The organism is Pseudomonas azerbaijanoccidentalis (genome assembly GCF_019145495.1).
GTDB classification, from domain to species: Bacteria; Pseudomonadota; Gammaproteobacteria; order Pseudomonadales; family Pseudomonadaceae; genus Aquipseudomonas; species Aquipseudomonas azerbaijanoccidentalis.
In genome coordinates this window covers 55,713-74,013 of the sequence record NZ_JAHSTU010000003.1, presented here as the reverse complement: position 1 = coordinate 74,013, position 18,301 = coordinate 55,713, and the positions used below count along the sequence as shown (strand labels likewise).

The following is an 18,301-nucleotide window of genomic DNA, read 5'->3' as shown; positions in this document are numbered from 1 at the left end:
TCTCTTGAGCCAGAGGGCGTCGCTATCATAAGCAGCTTCTTCGCTCGCTAAAACCTCACCTTGGATTTTCAACGAATACCGGCCAGCAGGCTGCGGGCTGTCTGCTTCAGCGGTTCTTCGGCGTCCCTGAGCAATTCGTTGAGCAAGGCGATGGCGCTGTCCAGATCGCCGTCATCGATGCAGGTCTGGGCCTGTTCCAGTTTGCCGGCATTGTTCGGTTCGTCCGGCTCAAGGTTGAGCGGCTCAAGCGCCAGCGAGGAATCCGGCTCGCGGAATTCATCGAGGAAACTGTCGTCCAGCGAACGGGAGGCCGACTCGATTTCCCATTCAATTTCCGGCACCGGCAATGCCGGTTCGCTCGCGAAGGACGCATCCGGTACAGCGGGATCCGTGAGTTCAAGCAAGTCCCAGTTCGTATCCATCGCCAAGTCTTGCGGGTTCAACTGGACCTCGTCATCGAATGCTGTGGCCACAGGCGCAACGACAGCCGCCAGCGGGACCGGTGCAACGGGGCTCAATTTCGGATGACGCGCGCGGATCTCCTGGAGTTTTTGCCCATCGAAGCCGGCGTTGCGCAGATTGGCCTCCTGCGCCTCGTAGGCAGTGGCATCGCCCTGTTTGCCGAGCACTTCCAGCAATTGCACGGCAAGGTCCGTGCGCTCCGGCTCTTTGGCCATCGCTTCTCGCAGCAAGCCGAGCGCCTCGGTGAATCGACCATAGGCCAGATACACAGCCACTTCCTCGATCACATCGCTGACAGGCAGTTCATCACTATGTGCCGCGATCGATTGAAGCGCAGAGCCAGACATCGTCGGTTCCGCTGCCCGATTCAGCACCGGCTCCTGAGGCGAAGAAAACTCAGCCTGCTCATGAGTCGCTTGCTGTCTTCGTCGCACGAACCAGCCCAGCAACACCAAGCCCACCAGCGCCAGCAGTCCACTGATTAACAGTCCATTGGTTTTGGGTGGTTCAACAACGGTCGGCGCTGGCACAACCACTGCCGGTGCAGCGGGCTGAGCGGCCGCCTGCTGTACCTCCGCCAAGCGGGTTTGCAGCTCGGTCACCTGTTTTTTATCAGCGGCGATCTGTTCGTCCTGTGCTTGCAGCTTGGCGTTGAGTGCCTCGATAGTCGCCTGCAACTGCTGGGCTTGCAGCACACTGGCGGCCAGTTGCTCGGCCAGCGGATCAGTGGCAGGGGCAGGGGTAGCAGCGGGTTTCGGCGTCGGCTCTTTGCGCGCTGGTACGGGCGGGGTGGTGGGCTGCACGCTCGGAAAGGCTGAAGAGGTGCTATTGCTCTGTGGTTCATCATCAACAGGAACAATGCCCGGCGTACCGGGGGGATCGATCAGTACAGTGTATTCGCGCAGCAAACGGCCGTTGGGCTGATTGAGCTGCACCAGAAAATTCAGGAAGGGTTCGTTAACCGGTTTGCTCGAAGTGACCCGGATCAAACGGCGGTTGCCGCGCAGGATGGGCGTGAACTTCAAGTCGTTGAGGAACAATACCCGGTCGACGCCCGCACGACTGTACTCTTCGGCCGTGGCCAGGCTGACGGACAGTTCGCCCTCTTCCAGCCCCGCCGCATCCACCAAAGCAATGTCGGCGCGCAGCGGCTGGTTCAGCGCCGAATGCAGGGTGATATCACCCAGGCCCAAGGCCGGCGCCAATGCCGACCAAGTGACAGCGGCACCGCCCAGCAACCACCGGGCGCAATACCGTACAACGACTCGCCGACCTTCAAGCATGAGCATCCCTTAACTGACCAAAACCAATCTGCACGCGTTCGCACATCCGGTACGAACACGATATTGCGCAGTAGTTCTTATAGTCGGCTCAACGCGCTATCTCAAAAACCTGGCGAAAGGTTATGCCTCAAGACTTTTCCAGGTTGGTCAGGATGTGCCCGTGAACCCGCATGCAGACCCGCAAGTCCGCCTCATCGACGCCTTCGAATAGTTCATGACGCAGCTGGGTGGCAATGGTTTCAATTTGATCGATCAAAGGCCGGGCCGGGGCGCAGAGGACGATCTTTTTCGCCCGACGGTCCTCCAGCACCGATTGACGCTGAACCAGCCCCTGGCTTTCCAGGCTGTCGAGCAAGCGTGCCAGCGTTGGCCCTTCTACGCCCACGCTTTGCGCCAGTTCACGCTGGGTCGGGGCTTGTTCGAAACGGGCCAGGTGCAGCAGCACCAGCCAGCGAGCCTGGGACAATCCGAGGCCAGCCAGTCGGCGGTCCAGTTCGGCACGCCAGCCTCGCGACATCTGGGCCAATTGCATGCCAAAGCGGTGTTGATCGGTTAACGGCATAAAACACTCATGGTTAGACTGAAATAGAGAAATACTAATTATTAGTCAGCTAAGCATGAGCCTTGGCTGGAGGCAAGGCTTGTTCTGTACTGAATCGTTACATCTTTAAAACCAATCACTCAAATCTCGAATTCCGACTGCAACGCAGCCCGGACGCAATACAACACCCCTTCCGGCACTCGCCCTGCAAACAGCTCGGAAATCTCCGACACCGGTGGCAACTCGCCCTCGCCGTCAAGGAACGCATCCTGAACTTCGCCCATCAGATCCTCAGGCAGATCCAGCGCCTGCTCAAGCGACAACTGCTGTTTGCCAATCGCTTCGGCGAGCATGGTGTAGACGTTCTTTTCCGAGCATTGCAGTTGTCCCGCAATCTGCACCGGCGTCATGCCCGCGCGGGCCAGCGTGATCAGTTCGTGGCGCACATCGGCCACTACCTTCGGCGCCTCGGCCTGGCCACCGAGCACTTCGAGGAAGGCCTCGCCGTAGCGTTCGAGCTTGCGCGCGCCGACACCGCTGACCGTGGCCATCTCTGCCAGCGAAGTCGGCTGGCTGCGCAGCATTTCGAGCAAGGTCGAGTCGGGGAAAATAACGTACGGCGGCACGCCATGTTCTTCGGCCAGTTTGCGCCGCAGTGCGCGCAAGGCTTCCCACTGCTCGCGCTCTTCGCCACGCACCAATTGGCTCGCCTGGCTCTTGCTGCTTTTGGCGGTGGTTTGCGCCTTGAGGTCGCGGCGCAGCTCCAGGGTCACTTCGCCCTTGAGCAACGGCCGGCAAGTATCGCTCAGGCGCAGACCGCCGTAGCCCTCATGGTCGACATCAGCCAGACCGCGTGCCACCAACTGGCGGAACAGCGAGCGCCACTCGCCTTCGGCCCGCGCCTTGCCGACACCGAAGACTGACAGGTGCTGATGGCCGAAACTGCGAACCTTTTCGTTGTCCTTGCCGAGCAGGACATCCACCAGATGCCCGACGCCATAACGCTGGCCGGTGCGGTAGATCGCCGAGAGCGCCTGACGCGCCGGCTCGGTGGCGTCCCAGGTCTGCACGCCGTCGACGCAGTTGTCGCAATGGCCGCACGGCTCGGGCATGTCTTCATCGAAGTAGGCCAGCAAGGTCTGGCGGCGGCAGCGGGTTTCTTCGCACAGCGACAGCATGGCGTCGAGCTTGTGCTGTTCCAGACGCTTGTGGCGTTCATCGCCTTCGGAGTTTTGCAGCATCTGCTTGAGCATCACCACGTCTTGCAGGCCGTAGGCCATCCAGGCATCCGCCGGCAGGCCGTCACGGCCGCCGCGCCCGGTTTCCTGATAGTAGGCTTCAAGGGATTTCGGCAAATCGAGGTGCGCGACGAACCGCACGTTGGGTTTGTCGATGCCCATGCCGAACGCCACGGTGGCGACCATGATCAGGCCTTCCTCGTTAAGGAAGCGTTTCTGGTGGTGGGCCCGCGTGTCGTTGGGCAGGCCGGCGTGGTACGGCAGCGCCGGAAAGCCTTGCTCACTCAGGAAAACCGCCACTTCGTCGACTTTCTTGCGTGACAGGCAATAGACAATGCCAGCATCGCTGCGCCGCTCGGCGAGGAACGCCAGCAGCTGCTTGCGCGGCTGTTCCTTGGGCACGATGCGGTAAAAAATATTCGGGCGGTCGAAGCTCGACAGAAAGCGTTCGGCATTCTGCAAGTGCAGGCGGGTGACGATTTCTTCCCGGGTACGCTTGTCGGCGGTGGCGGTCAGGGCAATGCGCGGCACGTCGGGGAACATTTCCGCCAGCTGGCCCAGTTGTAGGTATTCCGGGCGGAAGTCGTGGCCCCATTGCGACACACAATGCGCTTCATCGATGGCGAACAGGGCGATGTTCAGCCCTTTCAAGAAATTCAGCATGCGCGGCTGGACCAGGCGTTCAGGCGCGAGGTAGAGCATTTTCACTTCGCCGCGCTTGATGCGGGCGGCCAGATCTCGCTGTTGTTCGGCGCTGAGAGTGGAGTTCAATGCCGCCGCGGCGACACCGAGTTCTTCGAGGGTCGCTACTTGATCGTCCATCAATGCGATCAGCGGCGACACCACCACCGCCAGGCCTTCGCGCAGCAGCGCCGGAACCTGGAAGCACAAGGATTTACCGCCACCGGTAGGCATCAGCACCAGGGCATCGCCGCCACTGGCCACGCGCTCAATGATTGCACCCTGGCGGCCACGGAAACTGTCGTAGCCGAAGATGTCCTTGAGGACGCGTTGAGCCTGATCGAGCATAGAAACTCCAAAAATCACCGAAACATCCCTGCAAGGCTGGTTCAGAACCCGCGACGCTGCACCGACAAATCGTAAGTGCGCATTGCATGACGCTTCACATTTGAGCCGTGAAGCCAGCAGGGCATCACAAAACGCGCGAGTATACCCGAGCGCTGTCCGGCAAAGGGCACCGCTGATAAGAGCGAATGGACATGATTCTCTGTAGGAGCTGCCGGGAAAGGCGGTGGAGTCGGAAGGCAAATATGCCGTGCGGCTGGCCCAAGCGCTCAAGAAGGCCTAGAATTCCCGCATCGAACATTCCCCAAGGTAGTCCTTTAATGTCCTTCGCTGAGCAACTAACCCGCCTGCAAGTCTTCCTCGACGCCGATGAACTGCATGACGAGGCGCTGGACTACGTGGCCGCCCACGGCTACCTCACCGCGCTGTCGATCTGTTCCGAAGTCGTTCCTGAACGCGAGTGGATCGATGCGCTGTTTGCCGAAGAGCCGCACTACAGCAGCGAAGCTCAACGCGAAGAGATCGAAGCCACCCTGATCGGCCTCAAGGCCCACATCGCTCGCCAACTGGCATCCGATGAAGAGTTCGAGTTGCCGTGCGACCTGGACCTGGGTGAAGACCCGGACGACTCCGAACTGCGCGGCTGGTGCATCGGTTTCATGGAAGGCGTGTTCTTGCGTGAAGCGGCCTGGTTCGAAACCGCCGAAGACGAAGTCAGCGAAATGCTGCTGCCGATCATGGTGGGCTCGGGCCTGTTCGACGAGCAGCCTGAGTTCGAAGACATCGCCAAAGACGCCAACCTGATGGACGACATGATCGTTCAGATCCCGGAAGCCCTGACTGCGCTGTACCTGCTGTGCAACGCACCAGACGAAAAACCGGCGATCCTCAAGCCTCGTCACCACTAAGGTCCTGCCTATGGACAACCCCATAGGCAACCGCTCCCTGATGTTGCGCTACGTGCTGCTGGCCATCGGCTGGCTGAGCGTAGCGTTGGGGGTGATCGGGATTTTCCTGCCGGTGTTGCCCACAACTCCCTTCCTGTTGCTGGCGGCCGCCTGTTTCGCCCGCAGTTCTCCGCGTTTCTATCAATGGCTGGTGGGGCATCCGCGGCTCGGGCCGTGGATACGTGACTATCTTGATGGCAACGGTATTCCGCTCAAGGGCAAGGTGTATGCCATTGGGTTGATGTGGGCGAGCATTCTGTTTTCCTGCTATCTGGTGCCGATGCCTTGGGCGCGGGGGTTCATGTTGACCAGTGCGGTGTTGGTGACGATTTATATTCTGAGGCAGAAGACTTTGCGCAAGTCTTGATTCTTTGGTTGTTGTTTTGGTTTACATATCCGTTGCTGCGGTAACGGCCGCTGGCGGTTTCGCTCTTACAGCGAGTCCCTTTTTCAAACGCCGGAGTGCCGGCCCGCGCCCCCCCCCTGATGAACACCTCCGCTCGGCCTGCCGAAGGGGCAAAAGATCAAAAGCCAAAGCGAGGCGGCCTGATCGTTAGTTCATGCGAATTTCCCTGTAGGAGCTGTCGAGTGCAACGAGGCTGCGATCTTTTGATCTGTCCGCAAAACTCTGGTCGACTGTCAGGCCGTCATCGCCAGCAGGCTGGCTCCCACAGTTTGGAATGCGTACGAACCAAACAAACAGGCCGGCCGTAAGGGCGATACCATAAGCCGCTGTTACCGCAGCAACGGATATGTACACCCTCAAAAAAACGCCCGACGACCAACCCCACCTTTCAAAAAACTCCACCTAGACTTCACCAATCTGCATCCGAGCAGCCCGACATGCCCCGCGGTCCGCGTAGTCCAGGATGGCAAACGCCCCGACTTCGGTTCGGCGGATGGCTGCTGCTGAGCGCTTTCCTGCTGGCCGGACTGAACACTGTCTGGGCCGACTGGGATTTCACCCAGATCCTGCAAACCGCCGAAAAACGCTACGGCCCCCTCGGCCCCGCGCGCGGGCGAATCGAGGCCTGGAGCCAGCTGCTGCAAAGTGAACGCGGCGCACCGGAGCGCGAGCAACTGACCGCGGTCAATCGCTTCTTCAATCAGCAACTGAATTTCCAGGACGATACCCGAATCTGGCGCCAGACCGATTACTGGGCCACCCCCGTCGAAGCCCTGATCAAAGGCGCCGCCGACTGCGAAGACTACGCGCTGGCAAAGTATTTCAGCCTGCGCCAGCTCGGTATCCCCAGCGAAAAACTGCGCATCACCTACGTCAAGGCACTGATTCAGAACCAGGCGCACATGGTGCTGACGTTCTACAGCAGCCCCACCGCCGACCCACTGGTGCTGGACAACCTGATCGGCGAGATCCGCCCCGCCTCGCAGCGCAAAGACCTGCTGCCCGTCTACGCGTTCAATGCCGAAGGCCTGTACCTGCCGGGCAAGAACGGCGGCCAACGCAGCAGCGATTCAAAAAAACTGTCGCGCTGGCAAGACGTTCTGCAAAAGATGCAAGCCGAAGGGTTCGCCGTGGGCGACGGCTAGTCGCCACAGCAAGGAGCGTTTCATGAAACTGCGCAATCAATTGTTTCTCGCCATCTGCCTGTTCTTGCTGGTGGCGTTCAGCGGCAGTTTTTTTGTCAGCCTGGAAAGCTCCCGCGAGCAAACCCTCAGCCAGTTGCGCGCCCACGCCCAAGACGCCGCCACCGCGTTGGGTTTATCACTGACCGCCCAGGTCGATGACCCGGCGATGATGGAGCTCATGGTCAGTTCGATTTTCGACAGTGGCTATTTCAGCAACATTCGCATCGTCAACATCGCCAACCGGCAAGTTCTCGTAGAGCGCAGCGTTTCGGCGCCGATCAAGGGCGTGCCTGGCTGGTTCGTCCGCCTGGTCAATCTGCGTCATGAAGGGGGCGATGCACTGGTGATGCGCGGTTGGGAACAGGTGGCGCGGGTTGAAGTGTTGAGCAATCCGCAGTTCGCCCTGGCCAAACTTTGGGACAGCACCGTGGGCAGCCTGATCTGGTTGCTGGTGTGCGGTTTGCTCAGTGCAGTGTTCGGTGGTTGGCTATTGCGCCGGCAACTGCGTCCGCTCGACAACATGGTCCGACAGGCCGAAGCCATCAGCAAGCGCGAGTTCTTGAGCCTGCCCAAGCTCCCACGCACCCCGGAACTCAAACGTGTGGTGCTGGCGATGAACCAGATGGTCGAGAAGCTCAAGGCATTGTTCAGCGAAGAGGCGGCGCGCAGCGAAAAACTGCGCAGTGAATCGTATCAGGACAGCCAGACCGGGCTGGCCAATCGGCGCCTGCTGGATGAGCAATTGGCAGACCACTTACTGGTCGCCGAACAAAACAGTGAGGGGCATCTGCTGATGCTGCGGCTCAACGACCTCAACGGCCTCAACCAACGCCTGGGCGGGCAGCGCACCGATGCCTTGATCGGTGCGGTCGGTGAATTGCTCAAGCGCCTGACCCGTCTACCCGAGCGACGCACCTGGCTGGCCGCACGTAATCGCGGTGGCGAATTCAGCCTGCTGACACCGGGCTTGGGTATTGAAGACGCCACGCGCCTGGCCAGCGAGATCAGTGCCACCCTGGAAAACCTGCGCCTGACCGGTGCCAGTGACTGCATGCCCGTCGCCCATCTGGGCATCGTCGCCTACCACCCTGGCGAAGCTGCTACTGATGTTCTGTTGCGCCTCGATCAAGCATTGGCTGAGGCCCGCCAACGTCCCGAGCGCCCTTGGGCAATTGTGAGTCGAAGCGAAATCGCCATGAAACAATCCCCGCACGACTGGCGCGCCAGGATCGACGACGCCCTGACCCAAGGCCAATTGCTGCTGTATTTTCAGCCGGTGGTGCAATGCGCTGACACCAGCGAGGTGCTGCATCACAAAGTCCTCGCGCGACTGCCCGACCCGCAGGGTCAGGCGATTGCCGCAGGACAGTTTTTGCCTTGGGTGGAGCGTCTTGGCTGGTCGGCACGGTTCGATCTGGCGATGCTTGAAGCGACGCTTGACTACCTTGCCGTCAATCGCTGGCCTTTGGCGCTGAGCCTGTCCGGCAGCACCTTGCGCGATAAACCGCAGCTGCAACTGATCCTCGACATGCTCGAATCCTTGCCGGAACTGGCACCGTTGCTGACCCTGGAAATCGACGAACGCCAACTGCCGCCGCCCGACGATCTGCAACGACTGAGCCACAGCCTGCTCGACACCGGCTGCCGCATTGGCCTGCAGCATTTCGGTGGCAGTTTCAGCCAGATCGGCAACCTGACCCAACTGGGCCTGGCGTACTTGAAAATCGATGGGGCCTATATCCGCCACATTGATCAGCAGCGAGATAAACGGCTGTTCATCGACGCAATTTACCGGGCGACCAACAGCATTGACCTACCGTTGATTGCGGAGATGGTCGAGACCCAAGACGAGTTGGAGGCGATCAGGGAGTTAGGGGTGTTCGGAGTGATGGGCAGATTGATCGGGCCGCCGGAGCCGATGTAAACGCCGACTTTGCCGACAATCCTGAAGAGCCTTGATCGCCCTTCGCAGACGAAAACAGCCCTCCTGTTTATCTAAAAAGGTGCGGAGGCTTGTTGTTTTTAGGTGATACGGAGTCGATCAAAAATGTCTTTTACGTTTCGACCATTCATCGGTTTCCGACCTACCCTGTTATTTCTGACAGTAGCCAACTCAGCCGAAGGAGAAAACAATCAAAAAACGCGCCCAAATCAACAATGGCGTTCATCCAACGAGGTGTATTAGCCATGCAACTTGAAAATAATCCATTAACCATTCCCGAACTGCAACTTCCAAAACCGGAAATCCCTGAAGCCGACGAAAATAATGTACTAGACCTGACAATGCATCTCGGCGATGCCACCGCCATCGTGAAAAAATGGGCAGGAGCGCACATTTGGTTAAGGTTGGTTGGCCAGAGCTCCCTAAAAACCCCTCTGATAATAAATATACTCGAAGACCACGAACTTTCCACATTACAGTTTGACAACGGATTACTTGAAAGACTTCCTAGAAGCCAGCTAATGGCACTCGCCCACAACTCAACGGCCACCCTAGAATGCTTTATCACCTTCGATGGTAGTTCCGACGTATCGACTGCAACCGCGTTTCCGTTGTTACCACTCACCATCAAAACCCAACTAGACGACCTCGATGAACTCACAGACTTCGACGATCAAACGCTGGGAGGCTGGACAAAGGGGCGTGGAGGAAGAGAAATTGAGTTTTTTATTGACCGTAACGGTGGCTTTTTTCTATCCAACGATACATTGGAACCTGTCGACAATTACGACGGCATGATATTAGAAAAAACATTCTCTGTAATACCTGGAATGACCTATGAGTTTACAGTCGATGTAAAGAACAATAATCCTTCACATCAACCCCTTAACCACCCCATACTTTTACTGGCGTTTGACGGCATAGGCCCTACCCATACCATTTCCAATTCTTCCTGGAAAAACATTGCATCTAATAGAACAGTCGCAAAATCAGAGACGGTAACTGTAAGTCTCAGAAATCTTACACGCCAATGGGATGGCAACGATTTTTCACTCGACAACTTCAGAGTAAGGCGCGTTCAGTAGATCAAACACCTCATTCGCCCAAACTAAACTCTAGGAGCATCGATCATGTCAGTGTCGACACCCACACTATCGCCTTCTACCCCACAACTACCTGAACTTAACATTCCTGAAATCTCCCACAACGGGGTATTGGACCTAACAACTTTTCCAGGTGATGCCAATATTACATGCCCAAAGTTTTTCGCGCCTCGAGTTTGGTTGAAGATCGAAGGAGAGAAACATCCTGGTGAAACTTTCACAATACCTATTCTCACCAGTCATCCAATTTCCGCGAGGGAGTTCAGTGACGGCCTTTTAGAAATCATCCCAAGGACAGAACTGATTAAACTCGCCAACAACTCGCAACTCTCCCTGATATGCACAATCAATTTTGATGGAACCCCTGATGAATCCACCGCAAATAAATTCCCCGAGTTACAGTTGAAAATAATAACCAAAGACAACTCTATAGACGAGCTAACCGACTTTAACGACAAATCACTGGGAGGATGGATAAAAGGAAGCGCAGGTAGAGAGATCCAGTTCACAAGCGACGAATCTCCAGACAGCTACTACCTATTCAACAACACTTCGGAAAACTCAGACAACCACTCAGGCGTTGTTCTTGAAAAAACTTTTTCGGTTATCCCAGGCCAAAAGTACGAGTTCATCATTGAAGCAAAAAAAGAAAACCAAGGATCCCCTAATTCTCCCAGACTGGTACTAAAAATCGGAGACAGCAGCTCTCAGATATACACTGTCGACAACATGAACTGGACAACATACTCATTCACCGCTACTGCCACATCCAGCACTATGACAGTCAGCCTTCTTAATCTCGAAGCTAAATGGAACGGTAACGACTTCAGCATGGATAACTTCAGGGTTAGATCTTTACTGTAACCCATGCAATACGATCATAAAGTCACCGCCATTCCTGGAACAGGAATGGCGGATTTATTTCTTAAGATCAAACAGTATCCACCTTCAACGAATGATCATTGAGCATCCCATTGATGATGGTCGCCGTATCCGCTCCCGTAATCACCCCGCCCGCCCCCGGCGTTACACCGTAATGGCTGGCCAGGTTGACGCCGGCCAGGTCGATGGTCTGGTTTGGCGCCGCGCCGGCCATGCCGCTGACGTCGATGCTGGTGACCAGTGATGCGCCGCTGCCGCTGACGGTGAAGTGCAGGTAGTCATCCAGCGAAGCGGCGGTGCCGTTTTCGCCTTGCAGCAATTGCGACAGGTCAAGTTTGTCGGTGCCCGGCGTGAAGTCCGTGATCACGTCGTGACCGCTGTTGCCCTTGAGCCACTGGAAGGTGTCCGCCCCGCTGCCACCGGTCAAAGTGTTGTTACCCAGGCCACCGATCAGGAAGTCATCGCCCCCCTCGCCTTTGAGTATGTCGTTGCCGAGGCCGCCGGTGATGACGTTGCTGTTGTTGTCGCCGGTGAGGTTGTCGTTGAAGTTGGAACCTACGAGATTTTCGATGGCGGTCAGAGTGTCGGTGCCGGCGCCAAAGGTGTTCTGCGGGCCGGCCTGGCCGAGATCGACTGTAACCCCGGCGGTGGCATGGGCGTAGCTGGCGGTATCGTTGCCGGTGCCGCCATCGAGCAGGTCGTTGCCCGCGCCACTGAACAACAAGTCATTACCCGCATCGCCATGCAGCGCGTTGTTGCCATTGCCCGCCGTGAGCACGTCATCGCCGTCACCGGCATGGATGACATTGTCACCGGTGCCCGCCACCAGCGTGTCGTTACCCGAGGTCCCGGTAAGGGTGTGACCGTCCTGATAACTGATGGTCAAGTTGGCGCTGTCGCTGCCGCCATGGTTGTCGCTGGCGGTGTAGGTGCCGTGGTAATCCGGGGTGGTGTCGTGGGCGGCGGAGTAATCGAGCTTCATAGTCAGCTGATAGCCTTCCGCGTTGCCTGCACCGCTGCCGCCACCGACGTTGGCAATGTTGGTGACATGAATCTGGTAAACGCCATCGGCGTTCGCCGTAATGGTCTGGCCATCGGCAAGGGGAATCCAGGCGCCACCGTTGATCGAGTACTCCATGGTGATATGGCCGGCGGCCAGGTTGTGGTCCAGATTGAGGGTTTCACCTTGCTTGAGGTTGACGGTGATGCGGTCCTCGTCGTTGGTATTGGCGGCGGTGACCGGCCCCAGGTAACCACTGATTACCAGCAGGGCAGTCATCGTTGCGGTGTTGGCCACGAACGATCCGCGCACATTGCTCAGGCTCTGGTTGCTCGGCTTGACCCCGCTACCGGAGAAGTCGATCGCACCGTTGCCGATGAAGTCGGCGCCCTTGCTGACCCAGCCGGTATTGAACGTGGTGGGCGAGGCCTTGAGCGGATCGCCATCGGCGTCGGTATCGTTGGCCAGCAGCAATTCACCCGGCACCGTCACGCTGCCAGAAAGCACGTTGGTGATGATGTGATCATCGGTGGCCACCGGTGCGGCGTTCGGGATGACTTTGATCACCAGGTTTGAGCTGGCGAGATCACCGTCGTTGTCGCTGAGGGTGAAACCGATGTTTTCCGTGAGCACCACCGAGGTGGTTTTCTGCGACACGTAGTTGTATTCACCGGTATCCAGGTTCACCACCAGCGTGCCCTTGTTATCGGTGGCAATGCTCAGGGTGTTGTTGGTGGTGTTGAACGTGCCGTGGTTGGCACCGCCACTGAAGTTCAGCGAACCCTGGTTGTTGTTGCCTTTCGGATCGAAGGTGTAGGTGGTGCCATCGACGGTGATGGTTTTGACGAAGCCGCCATCCGCGCCGAACGAACCGCCCTCACCCAGCAGCGAACCGGTAACCGGGGCGCCGATCACCGTACCCGAGAGTACGGAGTTGAGTTGCCCCAGGTCGGTGACGATCACGGCGTTGGTATTGGTGCCCGTGCCGGTACCGTCATAGGCCAGCGGATCGAGGGAATCATTGTCGACGTTCTTGCCCAGACCGATCGCGTAGTTCTTGATTTGATTCTCGGTGAGAAACTCTTTCCAGTTCGCCTCGTCTTGGGTCCCGATCGAACCCTCGTTGGGTTTGCCGTCGGAGAAGAAGTAGCCGACGTTCTGTGCCCCCGTCAGCTTGCCGTTGGTGTTGAACGCATCTTGCGCCACGTCCACCGCCGCGTCGTAGTTAGTGCCGCCGCCCGCCGTCAGGCCGGCGACAATCGCCTTGGCAGTCGCCACGTCGACCCACACCGAGGTCTTGTCAGTGGCATTGCTGCTGAACGTCACGATCTGCACTTTGACGTCGCCGAGGTCGTCGTACTTGTCGAGCAAGGCGCTGATCGCCTGCTTGGCCAACTCCAGCCGCGACAGGCCCGGCACACCGGAAGCGTCGGCCATGCTGCCGGACACGTCGATCACCAGCAGTAGGTTGGAATCGATCTCCACCGCTGCCACAGAACGCTCAGACGCCACAGCCTTGGGCACGTCATCGACAATGTTGACCACGATGGTGCTGGTGGTGCTGTTGCCCGCGGCATCGGTGGCTTTGTAGGTGAACGTATCGCTCAGGGTGTTGGGACCATCGTTGGCGCCCGGCGTGGTTTTCGGTGCCGAGGTCAGGGTATAGGTGTACGTGCCATTCGCGTTGAGCAGGATTTGCCCGAAGCTGCCGTTGGCATTGCCGACCAGGGTGTAGGTGATCGCTCCCGCCGCGCCGGTGACTGACCCCACCAGCGTGCCGCTGGCGGTTTCCCCGGTGTTGCCCGGCTCGCTGCCGGTGACGGTGCCGGCTGCCAGGTCCTGGCCATCCTTGCTCAGGTCGAGGGCTTTTTCGTAGACGGTCACGTCGGTGTCGGTGACGGCTTTGATGTTGCTGTTGCAGACATCGATGGTGATGGTCGTGGTGCTTTGGTCGCCGTCGGAGTCGCGCACGGTGTAGGTGAAAGTATCGGTGGCACCAGGCGCCGCGACCGAGTTTGGATTGCTGTGATAAACCGCATTGCCGTCGGCATCCAGGGTCAGGTAACCGTAGTTGCCATTGATTTGCGAATTGAGACCGCCCACCGCTGGGGTCGAAGTATTACTGCCAGCGCGCACGCCGATCACGGCACCGAGACCGTCGGCGCCGCCGATGTCGTTGTCCAGTACGTTACCACTGACGGTACCGCCCTCCGTTACAGAGGCCGTATCCGCTTTGGCGGTTGGCACGTCATCGACGATGTTGACCACGATGGTGCTGGTGACCACGTTGCCGAGGGAATCGGTGGCCTGATAAGTGAAGGTTTCATGGGTGACGTTCGGGCCGTCGTTGGCGTTCGGCGAAGTGCTTGCCGGCGAAGTCAGAGTGTAGGTGTACGTGCCATTCGGATTCAGCACGATTTGCCCGTGCGCTCCGGTGGCACTGCCGACCAGTGCGTAGGTAATCGCACCGACCGCACCACTGACCGAACCGACCAGAGTGCCGGACGCGGTTTCACCGGTGCTGCCCGGCTGGCTGCCAACGACCGTGCCCGGCGCCAGATCCTGCCCATCCTTGTTCAGGTCGAGGGCTTTTTCGTAGACCGTTACGTCGGTGTCGCTCACCGCTTGCAGGCAGCTGTTGTAGACGTCGATGGTAATGGTCGTGGTGCTTTGATCGCCGTCGGCATCGCGCACGGTGTAGGTGAACACATCCACCGCACCCGGGCCGCTCACGGCGTTCGGGTTGCTGTGGTAGACCGCGTTGCCATTGGCGTCGAGGGTCAGGTAGCCGTAGTTACCGTTGATCTGCGTATTGAGGCCGCCGACCGCCGGGGTCGTGACGTTGTCCCCTGCTCGCACACCGATCACCGCACCCAGGCCGTCGGCGCCACCGATGTCGTTGTTCAGCACGTTGCCGCTGACGGTGCCGCCTTCCTGTACCGAATCAAAATCGGCTTTGGCCGTCGGCACGTCATCGACGATGTTGACCACGATGGTGCTGGTGACCACGTTGCCGAGGGAATCGGTGGCCTGATAGGTGAAGGTTTCTTGGGTGACGTTCGGGCCGTCGTTGGCGTTCGGCGAAGTGCTTGCCGGCGAAGTCAGAGTGTAGGTGTACGTGCCATTCGGATTCAGCACGATTTGCCCGTGTGCTCCGGTGGCGCTGCCGACCAGTGCGTAGGTAATCGCACCGACCGCTCCACTGACCGAACCGACCAGAGTGCCGGACGCGGTTTCACCGGTGCTGCCCGGCTGGCTGCCAACGACCGTGCCCGGCGCCAGATCCTGCCCATCCTTGTTCAGGTCGAGGGCTTTTTCGTAGACCGTTACGTCGGTGTCGCTCACCGCTTGCAGGCAGCTGTTGTAGACGTCGATGGTAATGGTCGTGGTGCTTTGATCGCCGTCGGCATCGCGCACGGTGTAGGTGAACACATCCACCGCACCCGGGCCGCTCACGGCGTTCGGGTTGCTGTGGTAGACCGCGTTGCCATTGGCGTCGAGGGTCAGGTAGCCGTAGTTACCGTTGATCTGCGTATTGAGGCCGCCGACCGCCGGGGTCGAGGTATTGCCACCGGCACGCACGCCGATCACCGCGCCCAGGCCATCGGCGCCGCCGATGTCGTTGTCCAGCACGTTGCCGCTGACGATGCCGCCTTCCTGTACGGAGTCCGCGTCAGGCTTGGCGGTTGGCAAGTCATCGACGATGTTGACGTTGATCTGCCCGGACGCGGTGCTGCCATCGGTGTCGGTCGCGACGACGTTGAAGTTCTCGGTGATGCTGTTGGTGCCTTCGGCATCCGGATGGGTTTCGTTGTCGACCAGGGTGTAGCTGTAGCTGACCACGCCGGTTTCGGGGTTGAACCCGGTGATGGTCAGGGTGCTGCCCAACGGGGTGGTGATCGATTGCGGGAAACCGACGGCCACGCCACCGCTGACCACGGTGATGCCGCCCACGGTCAGGGTTTGCAGGCCATCGAGTGCAGTGACGGTGAAGGTCCCGCTTTGGGTCAGCGCCGGAGTATTGGGACTGGTGCCGTCCGTGAGGTTTTTCTCGTAGACCGTGAGTTCACCGCCAGACACGTCGAGGCCGTTGAGGGTCACTCCATCGTCGTTGTTATGGATGTTCAGCACCAGGTTGGCGGTGCTGGTGTCGCCATCGGCATCGGTCAAGGTGTAGGTGAACGTCTCGGTGCCGTTGCCGCCGCCGTGCAGTGCTTTGAAATCGGCATCACTGGTGTTGAGGGTGTAGGTGTAAGTGCCGTTGGCATTCAGCACCAGGGTGCCGTAAGTGCCGACGAACGTGCCGGGAGTAATCGGGCCGGCGGCAGGGCCGGTCGGCACACGGTCGGCACCTTGCACGTCGTTGGTCAGCACGTTGCCGTTGAGGGTCAGCAAGGACTCCGACGCGATCGAAAGGTTACTGTCGTCCACGCCTTGGGGCAGGTCGTCGACGATGTTGACGTCCAGACTGCCGTTGGCGGTGGTGCCGTTGTCGTCGACCACAGTGACAGCGAACTGCTCGGACAGGCCATTGGCGCCGTTGGCGTTCGGATGCGCTTCGTTGTCGGTCAGGGTATAGCTGTAGCTCACCACACCGGTTTGGGGATTGAACCCGGTGATGGTCAGCGTGCTGCCCAACGGCGTGGTGATCGATTGCGGGAAGCCTGCGCTCACCCCGCCGACCACCACGTTAATGCCGCCGATGGTCAGGGTTTGCACGCCATCGAGGGCGGTGATGGTGAAGGTGCCGCTTTGGGTCAATGCCGGTGCATCAGCGCTGCTGCCATCGCTGAGATTTTTCTCGTAGACGGTCAGTTCGCCGCCCTCGACGTCGAGGCCGTTGATGGTCACGCCATCGTCGTTGTTGTGAATGTTCAACACCAGGTCAGCGGTGCTGCTGTCGCCGTCGGCATCGGTGAGGACATAGGTGAACGTTTCGGTGCCGTTGCCGCCGCCGTGCAAGCCTTTGAAATCGGGATCACTGGTGTTCAGGGTGTAGGTGTAAGTGCCATTGGCGTTCAGCACCAGGGTGCCATAGGTACCGATGAACGTGCCGGGGGTGATCGGCCCGGAGTTTTCACCGACCGGCACGCGGTCCGCGCCCTGGATGTCGTTGGTCAGCACGTTGCCATTGAGGGTCAACTGGGTTTCCGAGGCCACGCCGTTATCGTCGTCGATGGCTTTGGGCACATCGTCGGTGATGTTGACGTCCAGCGAGCCGGTGGCCGTGTCGCCATTGGTATCACCGGCAATCACGGTGAAGTGTTCGCTGAGGGTGGTGCCGTCGCCGCTGGTATGGGATTCGCTGCCATTGAGGGTGTAGCTGTAACTCACCACGCCCGTGGCCGGGTTGTACCCGGTGATGGTCAGGGTGCTGCCCAACGGCGTGGTGATCGACTGCGGGAAACCGCTGGCCACACCGCCACTGATCACGTTGATCCCGCCGATGCTCAGGCTGCTCAGCCCGTCAGGCGCGTTGATGGTGAACGTGCCGTTCTGCGTCAGCGCACTGGCGTTGCGTGCAGAACCGTCGGACAGGCTGGCTTCTTTGACGGTCAGTTCACCGCCCTCCACCGACAGGCCGTCGAGGGTGACCGGGTTGTCCGCTCCTGGCGGAACCAGCGGGGTGACCACTGGGGGAACGACCGGGGGAACGAGCGGAGTAATCGCTGCCAGAGTGCCGTCGCCGTTATCCGGCTCGCCATCGTGGCGCTCGTCCGGAAACTCGGGAATGCCGTTGAACCCGGCAGTGGGAAAACCGATGTTCGGATCGACGCGCCCGCCGACCTCTTCCAGCATCACGAAACTGTGCCCGCCCCCCGCCGCACCACCCGGCGCACCGGTCGATGGGCCGGCCGCCGTGGCTTCCGCGGTTTGCGTCGGGTCGTCACCGGCGGCAATGGCTTTTTGCAGTTGTTCGACGTCGCTCAGTTGCGCCTGGCTGGGCGTCACCGCTTCGGCGGTATTTACATGCGGCGTGTGGTTAGCGAGTAACTGAGGATTCATTTGCAGGCTGCTGCCGCGACCGAGGGTCAGTTCCTGGCCATTTTGCAAATGCACGGCCACCGCGCCTTCGGCACCGGTATTGAGCTGATCACCGGCATACAGCCGGTCGCCCTCGATCAGGGCCCGACGTGTGCCGTCGTTCGCCACCGCGAACACCTGACCAATGACTTTACTGACAGTACCGATGAGCGTAGCCATGTGCATCTCCTCCGCTGCCAACCGCTGTCGGCACCTTTTTTGTTGCGGAGAACATGCACATGGCTCAAGCGGGTTGCCGGGCG

Annotated in this window: 10 protein-coding genes; 6 read left to right on the top strand and 4 right to left on the bottom strand. The window is 59.2% G+C overall.

From position 1 onward, the window contains the following. Positions 1-68 precede the first annotated feature (68 nt). The 3 genes from KVG88_RS11020 to recQ all read right to left on the bottom strand — a co-directional run bounded on the left by KVG88_RS11020 (position 69) and on the right by recQ (position 4,553). Positions 69-1,745, bottom strand: coding sequence for a motility hub landmark protein FimV (locus KVG88_RS11020; RefSeq protein ID WP_217871350.1), 1,677 nt, complete (start codon positions 1,743-1,745; stop codon positions 69-71). Between the two features lie 127 nt (positions 1,746-1,872). Continuing rightward, entirely contained in the window at positions 1,873-2,307 is a 435-nt protein-coding gene (locus KVG88_RS11015) for a MarR family transcriptional regulator (RefSeq protein ID WP_150704409.1), read from the bottom strand. Between the two features lie 119 nt (positions 2,308-2,426). Beyond that, positions 2,427-4,553, bottom strand: coding sequence for a DNA helicase RecQ (recQ, locus tag KVG88_RS11010; RefSeq protein ID WP_217871349.1), 2,127 nt, complete (start codon positions 4,551-4,553; stop codon positions 2,427-2,429). Between the two features lie 317 nt (positions 4,554-4,870). On the opposite strand from recQ, the gene KVG88_RS11005 reads away from it, so the two are divergent. The 6 genes from KVG88_RS11005 (at position 4,871) to KVG88_RS10980 (ending at position 10,996) form a co-directional block, all read left to right on the top strand. Further along, entirely contained in the window at positions 4,871-5,458 is a 588-nt protein-coding gene (locus KVG88_RS11005) for a UPF0149 family protein (RefSeq protein WP_150704407.1), read from the top strand. A 10-nt stretch (positions 5,459-5,468) separates the two neighbouring features. Then, positions 5,469-5,864 carry a YbaN family protein gene (locus tag KVG88_RS11000; RefSeq protein ID WP_150704406.1) on the top strand — a complete coding sequence of 132 codons (396 nt, stop codon included), beginning with the start codon at positions 5,469-5,471 and terminating at the stop codon, positions 5,862-5,864. Between the two features lie 476 nt (positions 5,865-6,340). Further along, positions 6,341-7,048, top strand: coding sequence for a cysteine protease LapG (gene lapG / locus KVG88_RS10995; RefSeq protein WP_217871348.1), 708 nt, complete (start codon positions 6,341-6,343; stop codon positions 7,046-7,048). Positions 7,049-7,070: 22 nt separating this feature from the next. Further along, on the top strand, positions 7,071-9,011 hold the full coding sequence (gene lapD, locus KVG88_RS10990; RefSeq protein ID WP_217871347.1) for a cyclic di-GMP receptor LapD: 1,941 nt from the start codon (positions 7,071-7,073) through the stop codon (positions 9,009-9,011). 89 nt (positions 9,012-9,100) lie between these two features. Beyond that, complete coding sequence (locus tag KVG88_RS10985; RefSeq protein ID WP_217871346.1) at positions 9,101-10,114, top strand: carbohydrate binding domain-containing protein; 1,014 nt, start codon at positions 9,101-9,103, stop codon at positions 10,112-10,114. Between the two features lie 45 nt (positions 10,115-10,159). After that, on the top strand, positions 10,160-10,996 hold the full coding sequence (locus tag KVG88_RS10980) for a carbohydrate binding domain-containing protein (RefSeq protein WP_217871345.1): 837 nt from the start codon (positions 10,160-10,162) through the stop codon (positions 10,994-10,996). A 67-nt stretch (positions 10,997-11,063) separates the two neighbouring features. On the opposite strand, the gene KVG88_RS10975 is transcribed toward KVG88_RS10980, so the two are convergent. After that, entirely contained in the window at positions 11,064-18,218 is a 7,155-nt protein-coding gene (locus tag KVG88_RS10975; RefSeq protein WP_217871344.1) for a retention module-containing protein, read from the bottom strand. Positions 18,219-18,301: the final 83 nt, after the last annotated feature.